The sequence below is a fragment of the Dactylosporangium aurantiacum genome (genome assembly GCF_000716715.1).
GTDB lineage: Bacteria > Actinomycetota > Actinomycetes > Mycobacteriales > Micromonosporaceae > Dactylosporangium > Dactylosporangium aurantiacum.
In genome coordinates this window covers 1-25,950 of sequence record NZ_JNYJ01000077.1, presented here as the reverse complement: position 1 = coordinate 25,950, position 25,950 = coordinate 1, and the positions used below count along the sequence as shown (strand labels likewise).

Sequence of the window (25,950 nt, the reverse complement as noted above, 5' to 3'; positions counted from 1 at the left end):
GCCGGCGAGGTCGTCCGATGCCGCGAGGATCTGTTCCAGGATGCGGTGCACGGCGGTCAGCGGGTTGTCGGCCTGGACGGTGCCGAACGCTTCGGTCATCGCCCGCAACCGCTGGTCGGCGCCGGCGAACAGCACGTCTTCCTTGGCGCGGAAGTAGGAGAAGAAGGTGCGGGTCGACACTCCCGCGGCGGCGGCGATGTCGGCGACGGTGGTCTTGTCGTAGCCCTTATCGGCGAACAGGCGTTCCGCGGCGGCGACCAGTGCGGTCCGGGTGTGCTGCTTCTTCTGCTCCCGCAACCCCATAGATTTATCTTACACGGCGATGTAATTTTGCATCGTGATGCAAAAAGAAGTGATCCGGGTCGACGGACTCCGGGTGCGGTACCCGGGCGCCGCCCGCGACGCGGTGGCCGGCATCGACCTGGCCGTCACCGCCGGCGAGGTGTTCGGCCTGCTCGGGCCGAACGGTGCCGGCAAGTCCACCACCCAGCGGGTACTCACCGGACAGCACCACCGATTCGCCGGCGGTGTCGAGGTCCTCGGCCGGCCCGTCGCCGGCTGGGGACGGGCGCTGTACGAGCGGATCGGCGTGGGATTCGAACTGCCCGCGTACTACCCGAAGCTCACCGCGCGGGAGAACCTGGCCGCGTTCGCTGCCCTGTACCGCGGACCGGTCGACCGGCCGGAGGAGGCTCTCGCCGCGGTCGGTCTGGCCGGCGCCGCCGACCAGCGGGCCGCAACGTTCTCCAAGGGCATGAAGATGCGGCTCAACCTGGCCCGGGCGATGCTGCACCGGCCGGACGTACTGTTCCTCGACGAGCCGACGTCCGGGCTCGACCCGGTCAACGCCGCCGACGTCCGGGCGGTGATCCGCGCACAGGCCGACGCGGGCCGCACGATCTTCCTCACCACCCACGACATGCCGGCCGTCGAGGAACTGTGCAGCCGGGTCGCGTTCATGCGCGACGGCGCCATCGTGGCCGTCGACACTCCACGCAACCTGCGGCTCGCCTACGGGCATCCCTCGGTCGCCGTGGAGTTCGACGAGGCCGGGACGCTGCGCCACGCTGAGTTCCCGGCCCCCGACGACCCCGGCCTGCTGGCGCTGCTCGCCACCGGCCGGGTGCAGACCGTCCACACCCGCGAGGCGGCCCTCGCCGACGTCTTCATCGCCGTCACCAACCACACGCCGGCCGGGACGACCCCATGACCGGGCGGCTGCGCGCGCTGCTCGCCCTCGAACTGCGGCTGCAGTGGCACCAGGGCGTCCCGGCCGCGGTCCTCGGGCTCGCCGCCGCCTGGTCGGTCCTGCTGGGACTGCTCCCGGCGGGGGCCGCGCGGGTCGCCTCGCCGTACCTGCTGTTCCTGGAGGTCATGACGGTCGGCACGCTGTTGGTCGGCGCCATGATGATCACCGAACGGACCACCGGCGCTGCCGCCGCGCTCGGAGTCACCCCCGCACGGCCTTGGGAGCGGACCACCGCCCGGCTGCCCCCGCTCGGCGTACTCACCGCCATGAGCGCGGTACCGGTCCTGATCGCCGGCCGCCGTGCCGACCAGCTCGGCACGGCACTGCCAGCGGCGGTGCTTGCGTGTGTGCTGCTGCTCGCCGTTGCCGCCGGCATCGCCGCCTACAAGGACGAGTTCACCGGCTTCATGGTTTCCCTAACCGGCCCGATGGTGCCACTGTTCGCAGTGCCGCTGGCGGTGTCCATCGGGCTGCTGACCGGTCCGCTGTGGTACGCCATGCCCACCACCGGGGCACTCGGACTGCTCCGCGGCGACATCCAGTTCCCGGCCGGAGCGGTGCTCGGCTACCTCACGCTCTGGGCGGCAGCCGCAGCGATCTACGCGACCCGGCGGTTGCGCACCGGCCAGACAGCGACGTTCGGCAGGCCCACCGCGCACGTCCGGGCGTTGCCAAGTCGGCCGCGCTGGCTGGTGTTCCCGCGCGCGGACCTGCGCAACATCACCCGCGACACGATGCTGGCCGCGGTCGCGCTCAGCCCGCTGCTACTCGCCCTCGCGCTGCGCCTGGGCTACCCGCCGCTGGCCGAATGGCTGCGCCACACCCGCGGCGTGGACCTGACCCCGTACGAAACACCCTTGGTGATCCTCGCCGTCGCCGTGCACATGCCGGTCTCGTTCGGCATGACAGGTGCCCTGATCGTGCTGGACGACCTCGAGGACGGCACGCTTGCCGTCGTGCGGACCTCACCGCTCGGCGTGCACCGCTACCTCGCGTACCGGCTCACGGCCGTCACCGTGCTCAGCGCCACCGGCCTCGCGGTCGCGGCACCGCTCTCCGGACTCGTCCCCACGGCGGCGACCGGCGCACTGCTGCTCGCCGTGCCGCTCGGCCCGCTGACGACCGTCGCGACGCTCGCCGTCGCCCGCAACCGCGTGCAGGGCGCCGCCGCCGACAAGGCCCTGGCACTGCCCGTCTACCTGCCGGTCGCGGCATGGTGGCTCACCGGACCAGCCGGCTGGCCGCTCGCGCCGCTGCCGACGTGGTGGATCGTGCGGAGCTGGTCAGGCATCGATGCGGTGTATCTGCTCGCCGGCATGGCCTGCGTCGCAGTCTGGTTGATTCCGCTCACCCGCCGGGCCGCCCGCAGGCTCAGGTAGACCGGACGGTTCACGGACATCGATCGCAGGACTCCGCCGGCAGGGGTGCCGTGGTCGTACGGCGAGTCTGGTGAGATGGCCGTTGGCGATGTGTTTCGCGCTGGTGACGGCCGTGCTGATGGCATGGTTGGTGCTCCTGGTCGGGATCTGGGTCGCCGACTGGGACATCTCGCCGCTCCCGCTCCCGCTGCCGCTGGCCGGTCTGGCGCTCGGTGCTTTCCGCCGGAGTCGCTGGTTCCGGGGGAGCCGTGGGAGGCCCGATGTGGTCACTGCCGGTGAGGCGGTGAAGGGTTATCCCAACTGGTGGTGACCGAATCCGTTGGAGGCCGGCATCTCCCGTAGGTCCCGGCCGGGCCGTGCTGAGATCATGTCCGCCGGGGAGAGCCATGACCTGCTTGAGCGGTACCGGGACCGTCACCCACGCGCCGCCGCGAACCTCGGCCGCGTCCTGGCAATGCCCGACCTGACCGCCGCCGGTCCGCTCGCACCCGATGTGCGCGTCCGACTCCCGTTGGTGCACATCCGGTACCCCAGCTGACCACCGTGACGGCATGTCCGCGGAGGCCGGTCTTCCGAGACGGCGACCCGGCTCGCCGCCGACCTGCGTCACGCGTCGAACGTCGCGTTCCTCGTGGTGCTCGGTGACGGCGCCGGTCCAACTGGCGACCGCTCGTCGTTGCTGGCGCCTACCGCTGTGCACACGCAGGACAGCGGTGCCACGCAATGCCGCCCAGCTCCTCACACTGCCAGCCGCGGCGGCGGGCTGCCGGCCAGCCCGCCTCGGCAGGCAGGGCAACACCCGTGAGATAGGAGAACGATACGCCGCAGACGTCGCACGACAGGTGCGGCCGGGAACCGGCCTGGTCGGCACCCCACCGACCGCCGTGTTCGTCGGCAAGCTCTCCGTCTTCACCGCCGCCTGGGACGGCGGCAGGGCGTGGCTGGTCGCCGTGGCCGCCGTCAACACCGTTGCCAGTCTCTCCTACTACCTGCGCTGGCTCGTCCCGGCCTTCCGCGCCGAACACCCACCCGCGGCTGACGCCTTCGCACCACCGGCGCTGCGACGCACGCTCCTCGCCACGATCGGGCTGGCCGCCGCCGCGGCCCTCGCGCTGGGCGTGGCCTCCGGGCCGATCTACCACGCTGTCGCCGGTACCCTCACCCGCTGAGACGCCATCGGCGTACACCGGCGATGAGCAGCGTCGGCCGCCGGACCGCTGAACCTGCCGCCGGCGCCCGCGGCGACGTCGCCGTTGGCATGGCCGCCGCAGGTCAGGATGACCAGTGTGCGGTACTGCTGCAGCGTCACGTCGGCGTCGAGCTGGTTGAGATTGCGGGCAGCGAGGGTCACCGTCGCCCGGCTGATCGACAGCAGCGCGTCGGCGAGCCCGTCGTCGGGCCCGTCAGGGGACGCGGTCGGTCGTGCCATCCAACCACGGTGGCATGTGTGCGGTGGCGCTCGGCGACCCCGGCGGTCCTCGGCCGACCGCTCCCGTCGGCGCGGTCGTCGGCCTGCCGCCAGGTAGCGGTGTGCCCTGTCGCGGGAGCGATGACATTGGATTGTGTGTATGCAACTATTGTGCGATGCTGGGCATGGTGACGGGTTGCCGCATCGGCCGTGCAACGCTGCCGCAACGCGTCGGTGACCGCCCGGGACTTCAGGGCGCGGCGGTGCTCGCGGAACTCGTCGAGGGTGTAGGCGACGTCGCCGGGATCGTCCTCGACCAGGAGAATGCTGGCCAGTGGCAGCGGTGTGCCTGGGAATATCGGGTCATCGGCATCGGGGCGATCGGTGTGAATCGGGTTCCGCGTCACTGATGTCACTTCCTTGTCTGGTCAACATGCTGCCGTCGCCGACCAGACTTCCCTGGCACACCATGATCCTTAGTGTGCCAGGGACGAATCATTGCATCAACACAACTGTCCGGGACAGCATAGGGCATCGGGTGACCGGCGACGGGGGCCGTCGCCCCGCCCGCGTGACGGCGGACGCCACCAGGGTCCGCGTCCGTGTGGAGTCCTCGGCGACTGGGTCACGCGCGCGGGATGTCACGGCGGTGGAATCCGATGAGCCCGCACAGCGTCAGCCCGGTGGCGACAGCGGTCAGCGTGGCCAGGGCGGTGGCGTTGACGGTGCCCAGCGGTGGGTTGCCGACATGGGTGGTGGGGGCGAGGTCGAGTATCCACGGCGCGAGGTTCAGGCCAGGGCCGAGCAGGGCGATGAAGGCGGCCACCGCGAACGCTGCCCAGGCCAGGGCGAAGCCGCGCGGCCACAGCCCGAACAGGGCCAGAGCGATGCCGCCGAACACGAGCTGTGTCGGCAGGTAGTCGAGGCCAGCGGTCATGGTGCCGCCGACCTCGGCCGTGTCGCCGACTGACCATGCCGTGGCCAGTGCCAGGACCAGTGATGAGCCGACGACCACCAGCACCAGCCCGACTCCGAGCACCGCACCGTGGGCGAGCAGCCAGCGGGCTCGGGGGAGGGTGCCGCCGAGCCGGGTTTCCAGGCGGCCTTCGGCCTCCTCGGTGCGCAGCGTCCCGCCGGCCTGGACGAGGTACCCGGCGCCGATGAGCGCAACATAGAGCTGGGTTGCGGCGACGAACCCGTCCAGCGGCCGGTCGCCCCCGATGCCCATGGCGTCGGTCAGCGCGGGGTTGCCCGCCATGGCGTTGAGGAACTGGCGTGCCAACGCGCCCATCATGCCCGTGAGCAGGACACCACCTGCCAGCCAGCCGGCGATCGCCGGGAGATGCATGCTCAAGGCGAAGCCGACAGGTGAACGCCGGAACCGGTTCGCCCGCGCCGGTCCCGTGCCTCCGCGCACCAAGGCGCTGCCGACGTCGCGGCGGGCAGCCAACCACACGGCTGCGCCGGACTCGGCGAGGCCGACAGTGGCGGGGACGGCCAGCACCCACCACCGCTGGTCGGCGAAGGGCGCGGTCTTCTCGGCCCAGCCGAGCGGCGAGAGCCAGGCCAGCTGGCCGGTGGCCGTGTCGCCGATGCCGCGCAGGACGTAGGCGGCGACCAGTGCGATGAGGCTGCCGGTGTAGACCCCGCGGGCGTGTCGCACGAACTGCGCCAGCAGTGCGGCGAACCCGGCGAACACGAATGCCAGCGCACCGAGCGCAGCGCTGTAGAGGACGGATCCGGCCGGCGGGACCCCGGTGAGCGTCAGCCCAGTGGCGAAGAGAGCGGACGTTCCGAGGATCGCCGCGGCGGCGACCATGAGAGCGGCAAGGACGGGCTGATGTCTGAGGATGCGGCCGCCGAGCACCATCTCCAGGCGGCCCGACGCCTCCTCGCGCCGCGTCGAACCGGCGATCAGCGCGATGCCCAGCAGCGGGAGCAGGAACGAGGCCAGGAAGCCGAACTCGTCCTGGATGACGCCGCCGAGGCTGTCGATGCCTTCCACGTGACCGTTGATGGCGGCGAGCGCGCTACCGGAGGTGACTGCCTCGGCATAGCTGTGGATCTCGGCCGGGGTGTCGTAGAGCCCGGCGACGGCGGCGGCGGTCCCGGTCATGCTCGTGGCGAGGGCGGCCACCCACACCAGGATGCTGGTGCGACGAGTGTGCCAGACGACTGCGACCATGGTGCGCAGGCCGCCGTGGTGCGGCGCCGTGCGGTGCGTGGCGGTCATCGCGTGACCTCCATGACCTTGTCATCCTCCCGATAGGTGTGCAGGAACAGCGCGTCAAGGCTCGGCGGGGCGACGGTCAAGGTCAGCAGCCGGGCGGCGTGCAGCCTGCCGATCGTCGCGTTGAGGTGCTCGGCGTCGATGGTGAGTCGCGTGTCGACCCGACCGTCGACCGTCTCGCAGACGCAGTCGGCCACTCCCGCCGCCTGTGCCAGCCCGTCCGGCACCGCCGCGGTGACCGCATGAACCGTGGTCCGCGTGTGGCGGCGCAGGTCGGCGATGCTGCCGGTGGTAACGGTGCGGCCGCGGCGGATGATGCTGACCCGGTCGGCGAGGGCCTCCACTTCGCCGAGGATGTGGCTGGAGAGCAGCACCGTCGCGCCCTCCTGGCGCCGCTCGCGCACGCACTGCTGGAAGGCCTGCTCCATCAGCGGATCGAGCCCGGATGTCGGCTCATCGAGGATGAGCAGGTCCGCTGCCGCGGCCAGCGCGGCCACGAGAGCGACCTTCTGCCGGTTGCCTTTGGAATAGTCGCGGATCCGTTTCGTCGGGTCCAGGTCGAAGCGTTCGATCAGGTCGTCGCGGCGCCGCAGGTCGACGCCGCCGTGGGTCGAGCCCAGAATGTCCAGGCACTGGCCGCCGGTCAGGCCCGGCCACAGGGCGACGTCGCCAGCGACATAGGCCAGGCGCTCGTTCGATCTGGCGGGCTCGCGCCACGGGTCGGTGCCGAACACCTCGACCCGGCCACCGGTGGCTCGGATGAGGCCGAGCAGGATGCGGATGGTGGTGGATTTGCCCGCACCGTTGGGGCCCAGAAAGCCGTGCACCTCGCCCGGCTGCACCGTGAGGTCCAGCCCGTCGATCGCGCGCACCTTGCCGAACGTCTTGGTCAAGGCATTGATGTGGATGACAGGCCGGCTCACGACTGCTCCTCTCCGGGCACGTGGACCAACGCGCCCGTGGTGTAGATGGTGGTGACCTCCTTGGCCCAGCGGGCCACGCCCTCGGGCGTCAGGGGGTCGACGCCGATCGCGGCGGCGACCTGGTTTCTCAGCAGGATCAACGCCAGGTCATTGACGAGGAAGAACGCCGCGCGGACCGAGGGATCCCCGCAGGGCCTGGCGGCCCCCATGTCGGTCATGGCATCGAGCAGCCGGCGGGTGAGGGCGAACCATCGTCCGAACAAGGCCGCACCCGTGGGGTCGTTGACCAGGAGCAGGCGCCGCAGGTACGCAGGCAGCGGCGATCCACGTGGAAATGTTCGTGCGAACACGTCGGCGATCGACACGGAGTTGCCGCTGGTCAACATCTGCGCCAGGTCACGCTCGTCCATCGAGAACAACGCGTCGAACGCCTGCGCCGCATAGCTGTCCACCGCCGCGCGCAACCCGTCCTTGCTGCCGAAGTGGTGCACGACCAGCGCCGGGGACACCCCGGCGGCGGCGGCGATCTCCCGCATGGTGACGGCGTCGTGCCCCCGCTCGGCGAACAGACGGAGCGCCGCGTTTCGGATGCTCGCCCTGCCGGTAAGATCTCCTTCTTCCAAAGCTGAACTCATGTTCAGTATACTAAACATCTGTTCAGGTCTGCGCAAGCAAGTGGCGCCGACGATGGCTGGGGCCGCGGTGGTGGGTGTGGAGCGGCGACATCGCTCAGGTCCACCGTTCGACCGCCGTTTGGATCATCAGGTGCCGCCCGGCCACGGGCGGGCGCGAAACGATGATGGTCAGGTGGTGCTCGGCTGGTGGATGCCCATCGGTTCCGCGGGCACGAGGACGGCGAGCCCGCGCCGGGTGTCGACGTGGCGGTCCTGCTCGCAAACGAACGGACGCTGCTGGCGTGGCTGCGCACGGCACTCACGTTGCTCGCCGATGGCGTCGCGTTGATCCAGCTCACTGGGCGCCATCGCGTGCTGTCGCTCATCGGTATCGCGCTGTTCATGTTGGGCAGCCTCACCAGCGTGGCCGGCTATCTGCGCTACCGTGCCGTACGGCGGGCGGTCCTCGATGGCAGGGTGCCGCCGTCTGGCCACGGACCGGCGTTGCTCACCGCCGGCATCGTCACGGTCACCGCGGCGATCGCGGTCACGTACGTGGTGCGAAAGTTCCCCTGATCAACCCCGAGTCCGCCGGTGACGAGCGCACGACGGTGCCGACGTATGGCGTGTCGAACGGGCGAGTCGGGGGTTGTTGCCGTGTGCCCCCGCTCTCGGCGGGCATGGTCCACACGGTGCTTCGTCATGAACGCATTCATGCTGCAATGATTGCACTATGCAGCTTTCAATGCGCGTACCTCAGGAGCGGTACCTGCTGACGTGGGACCGGTTGCGGGGCAGCTCGGCCGGTCTCCTGGTGCTGGCGGTGGCCGTGGGGGCCGGTTCGAGCCTCGGTGCGGTCGGCTTCCGTTGGTTGGTGACCGCCGCCACACAGGTGTTCAGCGGGTGGTCGGACTACAGCGCCCACACCGGCTCCGGGCACGGATGGCTGCGGTGGGCCGGGCCCTGGTTCGTCGTGGCGGTACCCGTGTTGTCTGGTCTGGTGTACGGGCCGTTGATCCACCTCGGTGCACGTGAGGCTCGCGGTCATGGCGTGCCGGAGGTGATGTACGCGGTCGCCGCCCATGGCGGCCGCATCCGGCCCCGGGTGGCGCTGGTGAAGTCGGTGGCCAGTGCGTTGTGTATCGGCGGAGGAGGATCGGTCGGGCGGGAGGGGCCAATCGTGCAGGTCGGATCTGCGCTGGCGTCGGCGGTCGGTCAACTGGTGCGCCTGCCGGCCTCCCGGCTGCGGCTGCTGGTGGCCGCGGGGGCTGCCGGCGCGGTGTCAGCGACCTTCAACGCGCCGATCGCGGCGGTCTTCTTCGCTCTTGAGCTGATCCTTGCCGACTTCGCCGTCGAGTCCTTCGCCGCGGTCGTACTTGCGTCGGTGACGTCCAGCGCGATCAGCCGGGCGATCATCGGCGACCATCCATTTCTGAATCTTCCGGAGTTCCGGGTCACGTCACCGATCGAGTACCTGTGGTACGCGGGTGTGGGCCTCGTCGCCGCGGCCGTCGGAGTCGGGTTCAGCCGGACGCTGTACCTGGTCGAAGACCTCTGCGATCGATGCTGGCGCGGTCCGGAGTGGCTGCGTCCGGCAGTCGGCGGGCTGCTGCTCGGCGGGCTACTGCTCGCCGTTCCGCAACTGTACGGCGTCGGCTACCCGGTGCTGAATAAGGCGGTGACCGGTGGACTCCCCCTGCTGGTGCTGCTGGTGCTGCTGGCCGGCAAGGTGGTGGCGACGAGCCTGACGATCGGCATCGGCGGCTCCGGCGGGGTGTTCGGTCCGACTTTGTTCATCGGTGCGATGCTCGGCGCGGCCATCGGTGACGCCGCGCATGTGGCCATGCCGGGACGGACCGCCCCCGTGGGCGCATACGCGCTGGTGGGCATGGGAGCGGTCTTCGCGGGTGCAGCCCGCACGCCGATCACCGCCGTGGTGATGGTGTTCGAGCTGACCGGTGAGTACTCCGTCGTGCTTCCGCTGATGGTTGCGGTGGCGCTGGCGGCGGGAACCTCGCGGCTGCTGTCGGCCGACACGATCTACACCCGCAAACTCCACCGGCGCGGCGTCGACCTGGGCCGCGACGCTGAGCCCGGACGGTCGCCGACCGTCGGCGCGATCGCGGGTGCCGTCCCAGCGGCGCTCCCCGCCGGTGCGACACTGGCGGAGGTCGTCGTCCGGTTCGCCGAAGGGCGGTACGACGCGATGCCGGTGGTGGACGAGCGTGGCAGGTTGCGCGGCGTCGTACCCGCAGTCGAGGTCGAACGGGCGGTGCGGGACGGGTCCGACGGGGTGACGGCCGGCGATCTGGCTTCCAGCGTGCCTGTACTGCGGGCCGGTCAGCCACTCGACGAAGCCCTCGACGCCGTGGTCCGCTCCGGCGGGCCCGGCGTGCCGGTCGAGCGGGACGACGCGCTCGTCGGCTGGGTGACCCACCGGGACATCCTCGCCGCGATCACCAGGAAGCCGATGCCTCGTGCCTGATCCGGCACGAGGCAGTCCCGGCACGCCGGAGCGCCGCCGTCACGCGCCGGGCCCCGACGACGGTGCCCGGCCATGCGATGAACGCCGGCCGGCCGTGAGCGGGTTGCGGCGCGCCGGTGCCGTGGCCCTTCCCGGCGGTCGCCGTCCTCGCCGCGGTCGCGGGTTGCTTCAGCCGGTCGGCGGTGCCTCGACGGCCACGGCGAGCGGTGCATCCCGGCGGCCGGCCGCCTCGCCCGCCGTCAACGGTCGTGAGTCGTCGACATCGTGCGGGTGTCCGTGCCGTTGAGGCGCCGGGCAGAGTTCACCAGGCCGACGAGGCTGAACGCCTGCGGGGTGTTGCCGAGCTGACGACGGTAGAGGGGGTCGTAGTCCTCCGCGAGGAGGCCGACGTCTTTGCGCAGGTCGAGCAGCTGCTCGAAAAGCTCGACGGCTTCTCGCCGGCGCCCGAGGCCGTGCAGTAAGGCGAGCATTCGGAGTTCGCTCGATCGCCGACGAAAGGAACCGGCGCAATGAACACCGACCGGCTTGACCGCCGTGACAGCCCGCAGGTGCGATCGGCGGTCTGCGCCTGCGGCGATCCGGAGTGTCGGGCGACCTTCGGTGAGCTGGCTGCCGCCGATGCGAGATCGGTCGGCATGATACGCAACCGGTTGGTCGAGCGGCATCTGCGGTTGGCGTACTCCATCGCGGCGCGGTACCGGTCCGATCCTCGTGCACAGGACATCCGTCAGGTGGCAGCCCTCGCCCTGATCGAGGCGGTCGACCGCTTCGATCCGCGACGTGGCACACCGTTCTCGTCCTTCGCGACATCGACTGTTGCCGGGACCCTCAAACGGTATCTGCGGGACAACCGGTGGACACTTCGCACGCCGAGAGCCGCCGGAGAGTTGCTGCTGCGGATGTCGGCGGTGACGGAGGAACTCACCCAACGACTTCGTCGCGATCCGCGGGATCCGGAACTCGCGGTCGCCCTGCAGTGCTCCGAGGCCGATATCACAGCTGTCCGCCGCGTGACCCATGAACAGCACATGCTGTCGCTGGACGGCCCTACGACCGTCTGGGGCGCTGATTGCACCGTCGGCGACACGGTCACCGACGGCGTCGACCTGCTCGCGGGCGCGGACGAACGGGCGGCGCTGCACGCCGAGCTGGGCCGGCTGCCGGAGCAGCAGTTGCGCATCGTCACGTTGTACTACTTCGCCGACCTGACCCAGCGGGAGCTTGCTGAGCAGATCGGCGTCTCGCAGATGCAGGTGTCGCGGCTGTTACGGGCGGCGCTGCAGCAGCTGCGTGCCGGCATGTTGTGTGAGCCGACGGTTACCACCGCAGGTGGCCATGAGAGCGGCGTTACCGACGACAACACACCGGAGCGGGGCGGGCAGCCGCACGGAACCGGCGATGCTGGCGGTCGGGCGGCGAGCGACCCGGTGCCGGGCCGCAGACCTTCGGCCGCGTCGGTGCGACGGCCCGGACGCAGCCGCGGTCGCGCCGCGGTTACCCGCGACCGCAACCGTGGACCAGGGGTGCATCGAACGGAGCAGACTCACTGTGTCGGCTACATGGCGCACATTGGGCCAGGACGCCCCGGTCACGCCCGACAGTCCGGCTGTGCTTCGCAAGCGGCACCCGGACACGCCCGGGCACCGCACCGCCCGGTATCCAGGCCGCCGCCAGCCCTGCGGTACGGCGGGATGCGTCACAGTGCGGGGAAAACGGTCCGCCCAACCGGGACGGCCGGCGTCAGCGACTGCGCTGCAGCAACATGGCGGGGAGAAAGCCCCACGGTCCGGACCGCTGCAGACGGTCGGCTCCACGGGCCGGCGTGGCAGGCGCCTTGGCCGTCTCGATGTACGGGCTGATCAACGCCCTCGGTCGACCGTGCCGGTCGCCGTCGAGGCCGGGGAGCTGGCCACCGTGCTGGGACGGGCGGTGACGTTGTCCCGAGCCGACGCGGCGCGCTACGGCTTCGGGGGGGCAAGAGGTCATGCGCGAGGACCTGCGATCGGTCGTATTTGCGGATACCGTCCAGCGTTATCGACCGAGTTCTGTCTCGCGGCCCGCGCCGTAGTCCGCCGCCCGGGTGACTCGCACTGCGTCGCGTGTGCATACATGCAACTATCGCAGTATGCCATTGATATATCCGACGGAGTGGTCGCGGTGCCATGTTCGAGTGCGGACTTCATGAGGGACAAGCTGCCGTCTTGGGATGAGGAGTGCCTGGCCGAGCTGGCGAGGCGGACGCGTGAGCAGGACGCCGATTTCGTTGCCGGGCTCGCCGGTCTGCGGCCGGTCGCACCGCGCGAATACCACGGCCGGACTGCGGTGACGGCCGCGGCGGTGGTCACGGTCGTGCTGACTCTCGGGGTGTGGGTGTGGCTGGGCTGGTTCGTCGCTCTCCTGGTCACGATCAAGGCCGTCGCCGCGGTCGTGCTGCTGAGTGGTGACGGCGACTCCGATGAGGACCTGTCGGCCATCTGAGCAGGCTCGCTCGCCTGTTCGGGCACCGGCCGGGTCCGGCCGGGCCCGGCCGGTGCCCGCGCTATGCGTCCTGGTAGGTGTCGGCGAAGTAGTGGGCCACCACGTCGTAGTAATGGGGGCGCCCGAAGCTTTCCGGGTCGTAGGCGGGCGAGTCACGCAGCTGTGATCCGGTCCGGTCCAGCCTGATGATGCCCGCCGCGCAATCCACGTCTTCGACGGTGCCGGCCGGCAGCATCATCCTTCGGCTGGGCATCCACGATCCGTTGTCCACCACCAGACATGTGGTGCCGAGCTGGTCACCGTCCTCGGCGACCGTGCCGACGCTGCCGTCGGTCGCGCGGACCTCGAACCCGGCGAGGTTCTGCGTACCGGTCGTGACAGCGGTCGCAATGCCCGTCCGCCATTGCCACACGTCATACGGGTTTCTGAACACGAGTGCTGCTCCTTTCAGCATTGCCGGTCCCGTAGCGCAGGCGAGCGTCGTGCTGTGCCGCTCACCGTGCGACGGCCTCGCAAATGAACCCTGCGACGCCCGTATGGAGCCATACAGGCGATCGTATGAAGGTTCGATGACGAGGCAACGCCCTGCGCTTGGGCGCGCAACGTCGCTCGCAGGGGGCAACCGCCGCCCTACGCCGGCACGCCACCCAGCCAGCCGGCCTCGGCCGGCGCTTGAGTCGGCAGCATCCCGGCCGCGGGCCGCGGACACAGGGAACGTCTGGCTTCTGCCCGCAGCGCGGTTGCCACTCGCTGCCGTGGCCTGTCGCCGGGCGGGCCGGTTCCGCAGATGCTCCGGAGCAGCTGCGGAGGTCCGCGGCCCGCCGCTCGGCGGCCGCCGGCGAGGACCGCGGCTGCACTGCTGCCCGGACGTCATCGTCGGCGTGACGCGGACGTCCGTGCGCTGAGTGCGGTCAGGCGCTTCGCGGCTCGTCGTCGTCGGCGGACGGGAATCCGAGCCACCACTCATGCTCAGGGATCTCGCCCGCGGCGGCGGCGAACGCGCGCAGGGCCGGAGCCACCGCGGGATGCCAGATGCCGGTCGTCTCGGCGACGATGGCGGCGAGTTGCACGCGCCGTTGCTCGGTGACTTGGTGCACAAGCCGGCGCCCGGCCGCGGTGAGCGTGAGCCGCACCACGCGGCGGTCCGAGGACGGACGGGACCGGCGGATCAGGTTCTTACGGACCAGGCGATCACACATACGAGTGGCAGTCGAGGTGGCGACCTGCAACTCGGCTGCGACTTCGGCGACCCGCTGCGGTCCGCGCGCGGCGAGGACGACCAGCGCACGGTACTGCGGCAGCGTGACGTCCGGATCGGTCTCGGCCAGCGAGCGGGCGGCGATGCCGACGAGTGCGCGGCTGGCGGCCAGCAGGGCCTCGACGGCTTCTGGAGCGGCGACGGGATCGACGCGACGTTCGTTGTGCATGGCAACACTGTAGGGCCGGATCGCGGCCCAGATGGTGACGCCGGCCGGGTGGCGGGCCGGCCGTGCGTCAGCTGCGGCGGTTGGTGGGTGTCGACGATCGTCTCGGCCGGGGCATCCACGCCAGCGTCAGGCCGCCGGTACGCACCTGCCTCCACGCAGATGCTGCACTGTACAAATTTTAGCCTAGGTCTTGGAGGTGGATTCGGTTATCGCCCAGGGCGGTGGGTAGCAGACGAACTTGAGGCGGCGCGCGCCGCGCGATGGCCGTTGCGACGGTCTGTCCACCTTGCTGGCTGAGGGAGTGGCAGATGACTGAGATTGTGGGTGAAAGCCTGGCGAGGCGGCTCGTCGCGTGGGGCGTGCACACCGTGTTCGGGCTGCCGGGTGATGGGATCAACGGGCTCATGGATGGCTTCCGGCGGCAACGTGAGCAGCTGCGGTTCATCCTCGTGCAGCACGAGGAGGCGGCCGCGTTCATGGCGACCGGCTACGCCAAGGCGACCGGCCGGCTCGGGGTGTGCGCGGCGACGTCCGGGCCAGGAGCGATCCATCTGCTCAATGGGCTCTATGACGCTAAGCTCGATCATGTTCCGATCCTCGCGCTCACGGGCATGCAGGAGACCTCGGTCCTGGGAACGCACTATCAGCAAGAGGTGCATCTGGAGCGCCTGTACGCCGATGTGGCCGCCTACAACGTCATGGTCACCAACCCGCAGCAGATGCCCGGCGTGGTCGACCTGGCGGTTCGCAACGCATTGGCGAAGCGGACCGTGTCGCATCTGACCTTCCCAAACGATGTCCAGGTCGCGGATGTCGGCGAGGACCCGTACCGGCATGTCGGACCGGGCTCCCCGCCGGCGACCATGGCGACGCTCGCACTGCCGCCGCGTGCTCGGCGAGGGACTGTAACGCCGGGCCTCCCTCGCCAGTCTCGTAACGGTTGCCGTTGTCGGCCGTGCTGTAGCGGCCGAAGTCATTGTCGGGCTGCTTCTCCTCACCTGTTTGCCGCAATTCCGTACGGGTACGCGGGTGAGAACGTGGACGTCGGCCCGGCTTGGCCGGCCGAGTTGTGCGTGGATGGTGCGATCATGCAGGCGCTGGTGAATGTCGCCGCGATGGCGGGTGTCGCGGTCGCGGTGGTGGTCGGGCTGTATGCAGTGCATCGGTTGGCGGCGGTGGCGGCCGATCCGTTGCGGGCGGGGCCGTTCCTGTCGGGTGTGCGGCCGGAGCAGCATGCGGTGTCACGGTTCCATGTGCGCTGGTACGTGCTGACGATGCTGTTCTTGGCGTTCGACATCGAGATGCTGTTCATGTATCCGTGGGCGCTGGTGGTGGCGCAGGTCGGGGTCAAGGCGGTCGTGGAGATGTTCGCCTTCTTGGCCGTGTTGATGGCCGGTGTGGTGTACGCGTGGCGCGAAGGTGTGCTGCGGTGGTCCTGACCGGGCTGGCGCGGTGGGCGGGCAAGCGCCCGCATGTGCTGTTCGCCGTAGCGCCGGGCGCTACGCGGACGCGGTTGGCTGCGGAGGCTCAGTTAACCCGCATCGGCGGTGTCGTCGCGGAAAGCCCGGCGGACGCCGACGTGCTGCTGGTGGTGGGTTCTCCGGGTTCTGAACTGGCAGGCGCGATTGACGAGGTGTGGCGGCAGATGCCCGGGCCGCTTGCCCGCCTCCAGGTTGCGGAACCGCAGGAGGCTGCTGACGCTTTGCGGCGAGCCATGAGTGACTTGTCGGCGGACATCGGGCACAAGGATCGTGTCGATGAGTGGGCAGATGCGGGCAGCGAGCAGCATGACGGCCATGACCAGCAGAGCGTCGAGGACGGCTCCGAGGAGCACGACGATGCCGGTGCGAGCGGAGAACACGGAGAACACGGAGAACACGGCGACGCTATGCAGATGCCGGGCGGGCTGATGATGGCCGACCGCGAAGCGGATCGCGACGGCCTGAAGCTGGACGTCCTTCGCGTGCCGTGGGGTCCGGTGTTGCCCGACTGGCCGGCAGGCCTCGTCGTCGACCTGCTGATGCAGGGCGACCTGGTGCAGCGGGTGGACGCTCGTGTGCTGCCCGCCGCGGCCGAAGCTTCCACGCTGTACTGGTCGGATGCGGATGCGGACGGCCGACGGGTGGCCGCTTCGCATCTGGACTCGCTGGGCCGGTTGCTCGCGACCGCCGGCTGGCCGGCGATGGCGTGCAGGGTGCGGCAGCTGCGCGACGCTGTCCTGACCTGTGCACCTGCCGATCGCCTTCGCGGTGAGTTGGCGCGGGTCGACCGGAGGCTGCGCCGATCGGTCGGTCTGCGCTGGGCGACCGACGGGCTTGGTGTGCTGACCGCCGATGCGGCCGAACGGCTGGATGTGGACGGCCCGGCCTGCCGGGCGGTTGGCGACGGCGGGGATGTGAGCGCCCGGTGGCGGCGGTGGCTGTCCGACGCTGACCGTCTGCTGGCCGGTGAGGCAGTCCACGAATCCGGTCCGCGGGGCGATTCCCGTGGTGACCGTCCCGCGTCGGCGGCGCTGCTCACCGCGGCGGAGGAGTTGATGGCCGGGCTCGATGTGGCGGCGGCGCGGCTGGTGCTGGCCAGCTTCGACCCGGACCCTGACGAACTGGTGCAGATGCCTGAGCCCGCGGGGGCTGGACCGTGAGCGGGGCGCCGGCCTGGTGGGTGCTGCCGGCGGCCGGGCTGGTGCTGCTGTTCGCCGTGGCGGCTGCGGCGCTGGACGGCGTCCTGGATCCGGCGGGCCGCGGCCAGTCGTTCGGCTGGCGGCTGGGGCGGCCGGTGTGGGAAACGGCGCGGTTGTTGCGGCAGCGGCGCCGGACCACGGTCGCTCCGGATGCGCTGCTGTGGCGCGCCGGCACGGCCGGCCCGCTCGTGATCGCGCTGTTGATGGCGGTGGTGGTGCCGATCGGCGATGCCGCGGTGGCCGACCCGCAGGTGGGCGTGGTTTGGTTCAACGCCCTGGACGTGGCGCTCTGGTTGACCGTGTGGTGCGCAGGCTGGGGCGCGAACAGCGTGTACGGGCTGGTCGGTGGCTACCGGTTCCTGGCGCAGGCGCTGGGCTACGAGTTGCCGTTGATGTTTGCGTTGACCGCGCCCGCGGTGGCGGCGGGCAGCCTGCAGGTCAGCGAGATCGTGACGGCCCAGCATGGCCTGTGGTTCGTGGTGCAGATGCCGGCCGCGTTCGTGGTCTTCCTGCTCGGCGTGGCGGGCTTCAGTCTGTGGGGGCCGCTGGCGTACCCGGTCGGCCGGGATCTTGCAGGCGGGGTGTTGGCCGAGCCGTCCGGGGTGGATCGGCTGGTGCTGCTGACTGGCCGGTACGCGTTGCTGGCCGTGGGCGCCGGGATGGCGACGGCGCTGTTTCTCGGCGGGGGCGCCGGTCCGCTGCTGCCGGGCTGGCTGTGGAGCCTGATCAAGACGGCGGTCGTGCTGGCAGCACTGGTCGCGGTGCGCCGCCGTGGCCCGACACTGCGCGCGGACCGGGTCATGCGCCTGGCCTGGCTCGTGGTGCTACCGGTGACCCTGCTTCAACTGCTGGTGGTCTCGGTGCTCGCCCTGAGAGGGGTGTGACATGCGGGTAGCGGTCTTCATCGTCCTGGCTGTGGTGGCGGTGGCCGCCGGGATCGCAGTGTTCACGGTGAACTCGATGGCCCGGGCCACCGTGGCGTTGGCGGTGTCGTTCGTCGCGGTCGGGACGACCATCCTGCTCATCGACGCCGAATACCTCGGGGTCATCACGATCCTGATGATGCTGATGGAGATGGGCATCATGGCCGTCTTCATGATCATGTACATGATGAACCCGGCCGGGTTGATGCCGATGTCGATGCTGCACAACAAGCGCGGCGCGCTGGGCATCTCGATCGGTGTCTTCCTGCTGCTGGCGGCCGGGGTGCTGCTGACCCCGTGGCCGCAGCGACGTGGCCAGCCCCCGGCGGACGTTACCCACGCCCTGGGTGAGGCGATCATGGGTTCGAAGATGCTGGTGATGATGACCGTGTCGGCGGTGCTGTTCGCCACCATGGTATGCGCGCTGGTGCTGGCCACCGGACGCGGCCGCTACGACCATGACGAGCCACCCACGCTTGTCGACGAGGCGGGGAGCGGCTCATGAACCTGCAGATGTTCCTGCTGCTGGCCGCCGCGCTGTTCGCCGTCGGCCTGTTCGGCGCGCTCAGCCAGCAGGCCGTGGTCATGGTGATGATGGGCCTCGAACTGATGATCAACGGCCTGGTGGTGGCCGGGGCGGCATTCTGGTACTTCCTGGCCCCCGACGCCCCGGACGGGCAGGCGTTCGTCCTCGTGGTACTCGCTGCGATGACGGTGGAGATGGCGATGGGGTTCGCCGTGACCACCCTGTTTTTCCGTGCCAAGGACGCCGACATGACCGACATGGCCGGGGAGCTACGCGGATGAGCGCGGCGTTGTGGACGCTGATCGGCCTGCCTGCCGCGGTCGGCGCGGGGCTGGCGTGCGGCGACCGCCGGTGGGGCCGTCCCGCGCCGGCGGTCGCGGTGTTTACCACCGTCGCGGTGCTCGCGCTGGCGATCGCGGTTGCGGTGGGCCGACCGGCGGTACGGGTGGCGTTCGTCGCAGGCGCCCCGTTCGCGCTGGCCGCCGACGGGCTCGCCGCGGCGGTCGCGGTCACGGTGGCCGCGGTGGCCCTGCTGGTGCTGGTCTTCTCCGTCGGAGACATCACCGGCGGCCGGGCCCGCTTCTTCGGCTTGATGCTGATCTTCATCGCCGCCGTGTTGACGACCGTGACCGCGGCCAGTCTGCCGGCGCTGCTGCTGGGCTGGGAGGTCATGGGCGCCACCTCGTACGCGCTGATCGCCTTCGACTGGCGCGACGACGTCCGGGTGCGGGCGGGCACGACGGCGTTCGTGACCACCCGGCTCGGCGACCTGGGACTCTATTTGGCCGCGGGTGCCGCCCTGGCCAGCGGCACGAGTCTCGGCCTCGATGAGCTCGCGGGGCTGCCCGGCCCGTGGCGGCACGTGGTCGCCGCCGGGGTGCTCGCCGCCGCCGTCGGCAAGGCCGCGCAGCTGCCGCTGTCGTTCTGGCTGTCCAAGGCGATGCTGGGCCCCAGCCCGGTCAGTGCGCTGCTGCACTCCGCGGCGATGGTCGCCATGGGCGGCTACCTGTTGCTGCGGCTCCAACCGCTGCTGGCCGCCACCGACTGGGCCGCGGCCACCGCTGCCTGGATCGGCGCCGCCACCGCGCTGCTGCTGGGCGCGGTCGCGCTCGGCCAGTCCGACCTCAAGCAACTGCTGGCCGCCTCCACCTGCGCGCAACTCGGCTTCGTCTTCGTCGCCGCCGGCACTGGCGGCGTGGCCGGCGGGACCGCCCACCTGATCGGGCACGCGGCCACCAAAGCACTGCTGTTCCTCGCCGCGGGCGCATGGCTGTCCGCCCTGGGGACCCGCGAGCTGACCGCGTTGCGCGGAGCGGGCCGCCGCTACAGGCTGGTCGGCGCTACCTTCGCGGTCGGCGCGATCGCTTTGGCCGGGGCGCCGCCGCTGGCGCTGTGGGCGACCAAGGACGAGGTATTCGCCGCCGCCCACGCCTCCTCGCTACCGCTGTACCTGGTCTGCCTGGCCGCGGCAGTGCTGTCCGCCGCGTACGCCGGGAAGGCCTTCGGCCTCGTGCTGCGCCCCTTGCCGGCCGACCCGGAGGCCGGATACGACACCGCTGAGCCCGGCCGTCACCGGGTCAACGCCTGGCAGCAGGCGCCGCTGGTGGTGCTCGCCGCCAGCGCCGCCGTTCTGGAGATCCTGTCCCTGCCCCCGGCCGGCGACGCCTTCCGGCGCCTGCTCGGCGCGACCGGAGAGCCGAGCGCCACCGGGCCCGAGATGGTGCTTTCCGGTGCGCTCGCCGTAGTGGCGGCGGGCACCGCGGTCTGGCTTGCGCCACGCCTGCCCGCTCCGGCCTGGGCCCGCGCCTGGCTCGGCCTGAGCACCGCTGCGGACCGTCTCGTGGTACGCCCGGTCCTCGTACTTGCCCGCGGCCTGGCGTGGCTCGACGACCACGTCCTGGACCGGGCCGTCGAGGCGACCGCGCCGGGCACCGTACGCCTGGCGCGCGCCACCGCCCGGGCCGACGACATCGGCGTGGATGGTGCCGTGACCGCTCTGGCGGCGGGCACTCGGCGGGTGGGGGCGCTGGCCCGCCGCCCGCAGACCGGGCAGGTCCACCAGTACTACGCCCAAGCCGTCGTGACCCTGACCGCCGCCGTCGTGCTGCTGATCCTGCTGGTGAGCTAAGACATGCTGTCGTTGCTGGTGTTCGCACCCGCCGCCGCCGCGCTGGTCGTGCTGCTGTGGCGGAGCATGCCGGCGGCGGCGGTGCGCTGGATCTGGGTGGCGGTCAGCGCCGCCGAGCTCGCCGGGATCGTCGCGCTCTGGGCCGGGTACGACGGTGGCATCGGCTACGAGGTGAACCGGCCGTGGATCCCCGGCGCCGGCTCCGCCTATCACCTCGGCGTCGACGGTCTGTCCCTGCCGCTGCTCACCCTCACCGCGGTGATCTTCTGCGCCTGCGCGGTCTACTCCCTGCGCCACGCCGACCGGATCCGCGGCTTCGCCGCGCTGTTCCTGGCCCTGGAAACCACCTGCCTGGGCCTGTTCGCGGCCCTGGACTTGATCGTCTTCTTCGTCTTCTTCGACCTGTCCATCGTCGGCATGTACGCCGTCATCGCCGGCTGGGGCCACGGTGCGCAGGCAGCCCGGTCGGCGTTGAAGTTCTTCCTCTACACCTTCGTCGGCTCCCTGGCCCTGCTGGTCGGCTTCATCGGCCTGTTCGTCGCCGCCCGGCCGCACACCTTCGACATGGTGACACTGACCGCGCAGAACCCGCTCGCCGGACACGGCGGCACCGGCGGGCTGGTGCTGCTCGCCCTCGGCATCGGCCTGGCCGTGAAGACCCCGACCTTCCCGTTCCACACCTGGCTGCCGCCCGCGCACACCGACGCCCCCGCCGCCGGTTCCGCCGTGCTTGCCGGGGTGCTTTTGAAGATGGGCACCTACGGCTTCGTGCGCATCGCGATGCCGATGCTGCCCGACGCCTGGCGCCGCTACGCCCTGATCGCCGTCGTCGTCGGCGTGACCAGCGCCCTCTACGGGGCGCTGGTCGCGCTCGCCCAGACCAACTTCAAACGCATGATCGCCTACACGTCGGTCAACCACATGGGCTACATCCTGCTTGCCGTCGGCGCCGCCGGGCTGGTCGCCGGCACCGACACCCAGGCGCGCACCGTGGCGGTCACCGGCGCCGTCACCCAGATGGTCTCCCACGGGCTGATCACCGGGGCGCTGTTCCTGCTCGCCGGGGTGCTGTTCGACCGCGGCGGCACGTACGAGATGGGTGCCTACGGGGGCCTGGCCGCCGACACTCCTCGTTTCGCCGCGCTGACCGCGGTGGCCGCGTTCGCCTCCCTCGGCCTGCCCGCGTTCAGCGGCTTCATCGCCGAATTCCAGATCTTCACCGGCAGCTTCGGCTCGGCGCCGTTCGGCGCCGGGCTCGCGCTGCTGGGCATCCTGCTCACCGCCGCGCTGTTCCTGTGGGCGCTGCACCGGCTTTTCCTCGGCCCCAGCCGGCACGCCTTGAGTGCGGTGGCCGACGTACGCGGCACCGAGGCCGCCGCGATCGCCCCGCTCCTGGCCCTTTCGCTCGCCGTGGGGGTCTTCCCCCGGCCGCTGCTGGACCTGATCGAGCCCGCCGCCCGCTCCGTCGCCGACCTGGTGGCCCGGTGAACGAGAAACCCCTCGTTCTGCTACCCGAGGTCTTGCTGCTGGTGGGCGCGGTCGCCACGCTGCTGTGCGGCTCCTCCCTTTCCCGCACCCGCCAGGGCATCGCCGCGCTGATCGCCGCCGTCGCGCTCGCCGGCTCGATGATAGCCGCCGTGGCAGGCCGGGCCGACCAGACCGTCTACCACCACTCATACGCCATCGACACCGCCACCACGACCGCCCGCGTGGTCATCCCCGCGGCCGCCTTGCTGATCATCGCCCTGTCCACTGGTCGGATCCGCGGCGACCGGCGGCAGACCGAGTTCTACGTCCTGGTGCTGCTCGCCGCGCTCGGCGCCGTGCTGCTGGCCGGGGCCTCGGACCTGCTCGTGCTCGCCGTCGCCTACCTGCTGGCCACGATTCCCCTCTACGGGCTCGCGGGATGGGGCCGCGACGCACCAGGAGCCGAAGCGGCGCTGAAGCTGTACCTGCTCGGTGCGCTCGTCGGCGTGGTCCTGCTGACCGGCGTCGCCCTGCTCTACGCCGCCGGCGGCACGACCCGCTACGACCAGCTCACCGGCACGCTGCCCAACGCCGCCCCCGGCCTGGTCGCCGCGGGCACCGTGGCCGTGCTCGCCGGGCTGCTGTTCAAGGCCGGCGCCGTCCCCGTGCACTTCTGGGTGCCCGACGCCGTGCACGGATCCACCATCGGTGCCGCCACCGTGCTGACCACCATCCCCAAAATCGGCGCCCTGATTGCAGCGTTCCGGCTGCTCGTCGCGATCCCCACCGACACCGGCTGGCCGACCTTCACCGCGGTCGTCGCCGCGGTTACCATGACCCTGGGCAACCTGGCCGCATTCGGGCAGACCAGCGTACGGCGGCTGCTCGCCTACTCCACCATCAGCCAGGTCGGCTACCTGCTCATGGCCGTCGCCGTCGCCACCACCAGCGGACGCGCTCTGCCAGCCCTGCTGCTCTACCTCGCCGGATACGCGGTCACCAACACCGGCGCGTTCGCCGTCGTCGCCGCCCTGCCCGACCGGGGGGCCCTCGATGACTACCGGGCGGTCGCCCGCCGCCACCCCTGGCTCGCCGCCGCCCTGGTGATCTGCCTGCTCGGCCTCGTCGGCACCCCACCCACCGCCGTGTTCGCCGGCAAACTCACCGTCTTCACCGCTACCTGGGATGGTGGCCACGCCTGGCTGGTCGTCATCGCGGCCGCCAACACCATCGCCAGCCTCTTCTACTATCTGCGCTGGCTCCGACCGACCTTCACCGGCCGGCCCGGCGCCTTCCCCAGCGAGAGAGAACGCGACCGGCCCGCCGCCACCATCGCCGTGCTGGCTGCCGCCGCGACTCTGGCGTTCGGGGTTGCCGCCGGAGTCGTGTACGACGTCGTCAGTGGCGTCCTGCTTCGCTGAGCCGGGATCGATCGTCGGCTCAATCGGTGTCTGTGCCGCGGCGGCTGAGCTCCACCAGCCTGCGTAGGCAGTGCTCGCGCAGCGGCTCCGGGAAGTCGATCGGCCAGCCGGCAATAGACGATCCGCCCCTGGCGTCTGGTGGCGACCAGACCGGCCGTGCGCAGGATGCGCAAGCCGTACCCGGTCGCGTCCTCACTCGCCTGCAGCACCAGGGGGATGTCACCGACGCACAGCTCCTGCACCGTGTCCAGCGCGTAGACGATCCGAGCCCGGATCGGATCGGCGAGTAGTCCCAGCAGCGACGCCAGACGCTGCGCGTCCTGGTCGCTGATCAGCCTGGGGCGGGCGGCACGCACCCGCTCCGGATCAACCGGATGGCCGTGATCAGCAGCGGCGTTGTCAGGCGCGGTCATCCGCGGCAATCCTCATAGCGAGGTCAACCCGTGCCCTCGTACGGGTATGCCGCTCGTCCGGTACGTCGCGCCTGATCTGCTGCCGTCCGGTGCGACACGAAGTCGCACGCTATGAGTAAGCCAGTCCACTTTGGAGGTTCGGTGTGATCATCCCGAAGACGTGACTTCAGGTCAGTGTCCTGGACCGGGACTGTAAAACGAATGTTGACAGACCCGTCGTTCGCAAGCCAGATTCCGTCAGGGCGACGCATTGGTTTCAGAAGTTCAGGGGCTCGCGAGACGCGCGTCGGTGTGGCTCGGTCGTGTGCGTGGATCGGTGCGCGGCTCTTGAACTCCTTGACATTGCGGGTGGTGCTTCATGGCGATGTGGGTGCTCGGCGGTCAGCTCGCTGCGCGGCAGTTCCACCTCGGGTGTGCAGGTCCTTGCTGACCGGGGCGAGGGAGCGGTTCGTCGAGGGGCTGTCGGTCCAATTCTCGCTGCGGGTTGAGCCGGTCCTGGGCCGCGGTGGCATGCGGGGCCCTACCCCGCCGGGGCGGACACCAGGGAGGGGTAGGGCTGCTGAAACTCTAAATCAGGGCCCCCGGATTCGCGACGATCTCGCATCAGGACTCGTGTCAACGGGTTCGCAGGCGGACCCTGACGCCGGCTCGACCACGAACGTCGGAACGGTTATCACCCAGGATCCGCTGCTACGGGTCCGACTGCTGGCTGACCTTGCGCCGACGTCCACTGCTGTGACGGACTGGTTCGACGAGGCGTTTCAGTGAGCTGCCATGGCTGGCGTGAGAGCCAGAGTGGCGGGCAGTTCGCGGGCAAATCGCATCGGGGGTGGCCGTCTTTGGGTGGCTCGCATCCTGCAGACGTTGATCAGGCGGCGGGGACTGGGCAAGTCCACACCCGGCGGGCAGATCCAGGGTCCGTCGGGTCGTGCTGCCAAGCCTGATCACGCGCTGTGTTGTTCGGGTACGCTCCATCGACCGTTCCGTGCCCGCCACTACCGTCTGGCCGTTTTCAACGCGAATTCAGGGCTACTGGCGAGTTCGGAAGTAACTCCATGTACTGGAAGGCAGCATCGCCATGGCCAGACGCGTGATCCATGAGCTGATCGACGACCTCGACGGCGAGATCGCCGACGAGAGTGTCAGCTTCGGCCTTGACGGCGTGCAGTACACGATCGACCTGTCCGCCAAGCACGCCGCTGAGCTGCGCGACGCCCTCGCACCGTTCCTCGACGCCGCGACCAAGGTCGGTCGTCTCACCCCGGCATCCGCCGCCGCGCCGGTTCGTCAGGGCGGCCGGGTCCGGCCGGTCCTGTCCGCCCGCGCGGAGCGGGAGCAGAACCGGGCCATCCGTGAATGGGCCCTTTCCAAGGGCATCGAGGTGTCCGACCGCGGCCGGATCCGTTCGGATCTCGTCGAGCGGTTCCACGCCGAGGCTGGACATTGAAAATTCGCCACAGACGCTGAGGGCATTCCGCTATGGGGTGCCCTCAGCACCGTTTCCAGCCAGGTTCGGGATGATGGCGCACTTCGATGAGGCGCGACACACCGGCACCGGCGGTGGGGCGTGGTGCGCGGGGTGCGATGCAGCCGACCAGGCCGCCCGTGACCGCCAGGACAGCGGCACCCGCGTCGCCGAACGCTCTCACGTCGGACGCCGGGACGACCGTGACCGCCGCCGTCGTCGTCAGGTACCGCGCCACAGCGTGAACGTCGACGCCGCCGCGACGAGCGTATGCGTCCCGCTGAAGTGGCTCCGGCTCGGACACGACCGGCCATGCTGAACGCCCCTGAGCCGTCCGTCAATGTCGTCGCGAGCACGATCGGCGACGAGCGCGGCTCGAACCGGACCGCCCACCATGATGACGTTCCTCGCGTCCGGCACGAGGCGGCAGGTGCTGGGCCATCGCGAGGACACGTGCGTGGCGCCAGCCGGATCGTCTGCCGTGTACCGTCGACGCCGAGTTCCTCGTTACGGTGCTGGGGCCGGTGTGACCTCACGGCATGGGCGCCATGAGCGTTGCCATGCTTCAGCGCAGCATGTCCACGGTGATCAGGACCGCCTCGACCAGGGCAAGGGTCACCGCGTACTGGATTCCGCCCGCGGTGAACGGGCTGGCAGGGTGAAGTGAACGCCAGTGCCCAGACCGAACGATTTCCGGAGCGTGCACTTCTCATGCTGTTGAGTTATCTGCCGAG

26 protein-coding genes and 2 pseudogenes are annotated in these 25,950 nt (G+C 70.5%); 19 read left to right on the top strand and 9 right to left on the bottom strand.

Annotated elements, in window-relative coordinates:
• Window positions 1–303: TetR/AcrR family transcriptional regulator (locus OP18_RS47595; protein ID WP_033366974.1), on the bottom strand; the 303-nt coding region annotated here is incomplete at its 3' end.
• Window positions 304–340: 37 nt separating this feature from the next.
• On the opposite strand from OP18_RS47595, the gene OP18_RS47590 reads away from it, so the two are divergent.
• From OP18_RS47590 to OP18_RS60100, 4 genes are all read left to right on the top strand, one after another.
• Entirely contained in the window at window positions 341–1,210 is an 870-nt protein-coding gene (locus OP18_RS47590) for an ABC transporter ATP-binding protein (protein ID WP_033366979.1), read from the top strand.
• Window positions 1,207–2,628: a hypothetical protein gene (locus OP18_RS47585; protein WP_033366973.1), complete on the top strand. Its 1,422-nt coding sequence runs from the start codon at window positions 1,207–1,209 to the stop codon at window positions 2,626–2,628. Before OP18_RS47590 ends, OP18_RS47585 begins: the two co-directional genes overlap by 4 nt.
• 88 nt (window positions 2,629–2,716) lie before the next feature.
• On the top strand, window positions 2,717–2,938 hold the full coding sequence (locus tag OP18_RS47580; RefSeq protein ID WP_033366972.1) for a hypothetical protein: 222 nt from the start codon (window positions 2,717–2,719) through the stop codon (window positions 2,936–2,938).
• A 532-nt stretch (window positions 2,939–3,470) separates the two neighbouring features.
• A complete protein-coding gene (locus OP18_RS60100) occupies window positions 3,471–3,797 on the top strand; it encodes a hypothetical protein (RefSeq protein ID WP_033366970.1) in 327 nt (108 codons plus the stop codon).
• On the opposite strand, the gene OP18_RS47565 is transcribed toward OP18_RS60100, so the two are convergent.
• A complete protein-coding gene (locus OP18_RS47565) occupies window positions 3,764–4,057 on the bottom strand; it encodes a hypothetical protein (protein ID WP_033366969.1) in 294 nt (97 codons plus the stop codon). The two genes, OP18_RS60100 and OP18_RS47565, sit on opposite strands and share 34 nt — an antisense overlap.
• Before the next feature lie 155 nt (window positions 4,058–4,212).
• Here OP18_RS47565 and OP18_RS47560 point away from each other — a divergent pair, with 155 nt between their 5' ends.
• Window positions 4,213–4,446 (top strand): hypothetical protein, encoded by a 234-nt coding sequence (locus OP18_RS47560; protein ID WP_033366968.1) that lies wholly within the window; start codon window positions 4,213–4,215, stop codon window positions 4,444–4,446.
• Window positions 4,447–4,661: 215 nt separating this feature from the next.
• On the opposite strand, the gene OP18_RS47555 is transcribed toward OP18_RS47560, so the two are convergent.
• From OP18_RS47555 to OP18_RS62235, 3 genes are read right to left on the bottom strand one after another with little or no spacing between them, the layout of a single operon-like run.
• Complete coding sequence (locus tag OP18_RS47555; protein ID WP_033366967.1) at window positions 4,662–6,269, bottom strand: ABC transporter permease; 1,608 nt, start codon at window positions 6,267–6,269, stop codon at window positions 4,662–4,664.
• Complete coding sequence (locus tag OP18_RS47550) at window positions 6,266–7,189, bottom strand: ABC transporter ATP-binding protein (protein ID WP_033366966.1); 924 nt, start codon at window positions 7,187–7,189, stop codon at window positions 6,266–6,268. The genes OP18_RS47555 and OP18_RS47550 overlap by 4 nt, the downstream gene beginning before the upstream one ends.
• On the bottom strand, window positions 7,186–7,824 hold the full coding sequence (locus OP18_RS62235; protein WP_033366978.1) for a TetR/AcrR family transcriptional regulator: 639 nt from the start codon (window positions 7,822–7,824) through the stop codon (window positions 7,186–7,188). Before OP18_RS62235 ends, OP18_RS47550 begins: the two co-directional genes overlap by 4 nt.
• A 186-nt stretch (window positions 7,825–8,010) precedes the next feature.
• Between OP18_RS62235 and OP18_RS47540 the strand changes: the two genes are divergently transcribed.
• Complete coding sequence (locus OP18_RS47540; protein ID WP_052388446.1) at window positions 8,011–8,379, top strand: YidH family protein; 369 nt, start codon at window positions 8,011–8,013, stop codon at window positions 8,377–8,379.
• 157 nt (window positions 8,380–8,536) lie between these two features.
• Complete coding sequence (locus OP18_RS47535) at window positions 8,537–10,288, top strand: chloride channel protein (protein WP_033366964.1); 1,752 nt, start codon at window positions 8,537–8,539, stop codon at window positions 10,286–10,288.
• Window positions 10,289–10,527: 239 nt separating this feature from the next.
• Here the strand turns inward: OP18_RS47535 and OP18_RS47530 are convergent, their stop codons facing one another.
• Window positions 10,528–10,758: a hypothetical protein gene (locus OP18_RS47530; protein WP_033366963.1), complete on the bottom strand. Its 231-nt coding sequence runs from the start codon at window positions 10,756–10,758 to the stop codon at window positions 10,528–10,530.
• Between the two features lie 39 nt (window positions 10,759–10,797).
• Here OP18_RS47530 and OP18_RS56440 point away from each other — a divergent pair, with 39 nt between their 5' ends.
• Window positions 10,798–12,147: a sigma-70 family RNA polymerase sigma factor gene (locus OP18_RS56440; RefSeq protein WP_081971756.1), complete on the top strand. Its 1,350-nt coding sequence runs from the start codon at window positions 10,798–10,800 to the stop codon at window positions 12,145–12,147.
• Window positions 12,148–12,469: 322 nt separating this feature from the next.
• Window positions 12,470–12,766 (top strand): DUF3040 domain-containing protein, encoded by a 297-nt coding sequence (locus OP18_RS47525; RefSeq protein ID WP_156090305.1) that lies wholly within the window; start codon window positions 12,470–12,472, stop codon window positions 12,764–12,766.
• Between the two features lie 61 nt (window positions 12,767–12,827).
• Here OP18_RS47525 and OP18_RS47520 read toward each other — a convergent pair whose 3' ends face one another.
• Together OP18_RS47520 and OP18_RS47515 are read right to left on the bottom strand one after the other, a co-directional pair.
• Window positions 12,828–13,199: a PRC-barrel domain containing protein gene (locus tag OP18_RS47520; protein ID WP_156090304.1), complete on the bottom strand. Its 372-nt coding sequence runs from the start codon at window positions 13,197–13,199 to the stop codon at window positions 12,828–12,830.
• 478 nt (window positions 13,200–13,677) lie between these two features.
• Window positions 13,678–14,193 carry a MarR family winged helix-turn-helix transcriptional regulator gene (locus OP18_RS47515; RefSeq protein WP_052388444.1) on the bottom strand — a complete coding sequence of 172 codons (516 nt, stop codon included), beginning with the start codon at window positions 14,191–14,193 and terminating at the stop codon, window positions 13,678–13,680.
• 260 nt (window positions 14,194–14,453) lie between these two features.
• On the opposite strand from OP18_RS47515, the pseudogene OP18_RS59360 reads away from it, so the two are divergent.
• The 9 genes and pseudogenes from OP18_RS59360 to OP18_RS47475 form a co-directional block, all read left to right on the top strand.
• Window positions 14,454–14,837, top strand: a pseudogene (locus OP18_RS59360) (thiamine pyrophosphate-binding protein); the annotation flags it as partial.
• Between the two features lie 471 nt (window positions 14,838–15,308).
• Complete coding sequence (locus tag OP18_RS59355) at window positions 15,309–15,632, top strand: NADH-quinone oxidoreductase subunit A (RefSeq protein WP_169788994.1); 324 nt, start codon at window positions 15,309–15,311, stop codon at window positions 15,630–15,632.
• Window positions 15,623–16,834: a hypothetical protein gene (locus tag OP18_RS47505; RefSeq protein WP_033366960.1), complete on the top strand. Its 1,212-nt coding sequence runs from the start codon at window positions 15,623–15,625 to the stop codon at window positions 16,832–16,834. Before OP18_RS59355 ends, OP18_RS47505 begins: the two co-directional genes overlap by 10 nt.
• A complete protein-coding gene (locus OP18_RS47500; protein WP_033366959.1) occupies window positions 16,831–17,757 on the top strand; it encodes an NADH-quinone oxidoreductase subunit H in 927 nt (308 codons plus the stop codon). Before OP18_RS47505 ends, OP18_RS47500 begins: the two co-directional genes overlap by 4 nt.
• A gap of 1 nt (window position 17,758) precedes the next feature.
• Complete coding sequence (locus tag OP18_RS47495) at window positions 17,759–18,301, top strand: NADH-quinone oxidoreductase subunit J (protein ID WP_052388443.1); 543 nt, start codon at window positions 17,759–17,761, stop codon at window positions 18,299–18,301.
• Window positions 18,298–18,603, top strand: a complete 306-nt coding sequence (locus OP18_RS47490) for an NADH-quinone oxidoreductase subunit NuoK (RefSeq protein ID WP_033366958.1) — start codon at window positions 18,298–18,300, stop codon at window positions 18,601–18,603. The genes OP18_RS47495 and OP18_RS47490 overlap by 4 nt, the downstream gene beginning before the upstream one ends.
• Complete coding sequence (locus OP18_RS47485) at window positions 18,600–20,450, top strand: proton-conducting transporter transmembrane domain-containing protein (protein ID WP_033366957.1); 1,851 nt, start codon at window positions 18,600–18,602, stop codon at window positions 20,448–20,450. Before OP18_RS47490 ends, OP18_RS47485 begins: the two co-directional genes overlap by 4 nt.
• Before the next feature lie 3 nt (window positions 20,451–20,453).
• Window positions 20,454–21,938, top strand: a complete 1,485-nt coding sequence (locus OP18_RS47480; protein ID WP_033366956.1) for a complex I subunit 4 family protein — start codon at window positions 20,454–20,456, stop codon at window positions 21,936–21,938.
• Entirely contained in the window at window positions 21,935–23,338 is a 1,404-nt protein-coding gene (locus tag OP18_RS47475; RefSeq protein ID WP_033366955.1) for an NADH-quinone oxidoreductase subunit N, read from the top strand. Before OP18_RS47480 ends, OP18_RS47475 begins: the two co-directional genes overlap by 4 nt.
• Before the next feature lie 107 nt (window positions 23,339–23,445).
• Here the strand turns inward: OP18_RS47475 and OP18_RS62795 are convergent.
• Window positions 23,446–23,751, bottom strand: a pseudogene (locus OP18_RS62795) (ArsR/SmtB family transcription factor); the annotation flags it as partial.
• A 1,078-nt stretch (window positions 23,752–24,829) separates the two neighbouring features.
• Here OP18_RS62795 and OP18_RS47465 point away from each other — a divergent pair.
• Complete coding sequence (locus OP18_RS47465) at window positions 24,830–25,198, top strand: histone-like nucleoid-structuring protein Lsr2 (protein ID WP_033366953.1); 369 nt, start codon at window positions 24,830–24,832, stop codon at window positions 25,196–25,198.
• Window positions 25,199–25,950 lie beyond the last annotated feature (752 nt).

Coding starts and splice junctions, on each gene's coding strand:
- OP18_RS47590 (WP_033366979.1), top strand. CDS start 341: ATGCAAAAAGAAGTGATCCGGGTCGACGGACTCCGGGTGCGGTACCCG.
- OP18_RS47585 (WP_033366973.1), top strand. CDS start 1,207: ATGACCGGGCGGCTGCGCGCGCTGCTCGCCCTCGAACTGCGGCTGCAG.
- OP18_RS47580 (WP_033366972.1), top strand. CDS start 2,717: ATGTGTTTCGCGCTGGTGACGGCCGTGCTGATGGCATGGTTGGTGCTC.
- OP18_RS47565 (WP_033366969.1), bottom strand. CDS start 4,057: ATGGCACGACCGACCGCGTCCCCTGACGGGCCCGACGACGGGCTCGCC.
- OP18_RS47560 (WP_033366968.1), top strand. CDS start 4,213: ATGCTGGGCATGGTGACGGGTTGCCGCATCGGCCGTGCAACGCTGCCG.
- OP18_RS47555 (WP_033366967.1), bottom strand. CDS start 6,269: ATGACCGCCACGCACCGCACGGCGCCGCACCACGGCGGCCTGCGCACC.
- OP18_RS62235 (WP_033366978.1), bottom strand. CDS start 7,824: ATGAGTTCAGCTTTGGAAGAAGGAGATCTTACCGGCAGGGCGAGCATC.
- OP18_RS47535 (WP_033366964.1), top strand. CDS start 8,537: ATGCAGCTTTCAATGCGCGTACCTCAGGAGCGGTACCTGCTGACGTGG.
- OP18_RS47530 (WP_033366963.1), bottom strand. CDS start 10,758: ATGCTCGCCTTACTGCACGGCCTCGGGCGCCGGCGAGAAGCCGTCGAG.
- OP18_RS56440 (WP_081971756.1), top strand. CDS start 10,798: ATGAACACCGACCGGCTTGACCGCCGTGACAGCCCGCAGGTGCGATCG.
- OP18_RS47525 (WP_156090305.1), top strand. CDS start 12,470: ATGAGGGACAAGCTGCCGTCTTGGGATGAGGAGTGCCTGGCCGAGCTG.
- OP18_RS47515 (WP_052388444.1), bottom strand. CDS start 14,193: ATGCACAACGAACGTCGCGTCGATCCCGTCGCCGCTCCAGAAGCCGTC.
- OP18_RS59355 (WP_169788994.1), top strand. CDS start 15,309: ATGGCGGGTGTCGCGGTCGCGGTGGTGGTCGGGCTGTATGCAGTGCAT.
- OP18_RS47495 (WP_052388443.1), top strand. CDS start 17,759: ATGCGGGTAGCGGTCTTCATCGTCCTGGCTGTGGTGGCGGTGGCCGCC.
- OP18_RS47490 (WP_033366958.1), top strand. CDS start 18,298: ATGAACCTGCAGATGTTCCTGCTGCTGGCCGCCGCGCTGTTCGCCGTC.
- OP18_RS47485 (WP_033366957.1), top strand. CDS start 18,600: ATGAGCGCGGCGTTGTGGACGCTGATCGGCCTGCCTGCCGCGGTCGGC.
- OP18_RS47480 (WP_033366956.1), top strand. CDS start 20,454: ATGCTGTCGTTGCTGGTGTTCGCACCCGCCGCCGCCGCGCTGGTCGTG.
- OP18_RS47465 (WP_033366953.1), top strand. CDS start 24,830: ATGGCCAGACGCGTGATCCATGAGCTGATCGACGACCTCGACGGCGAG.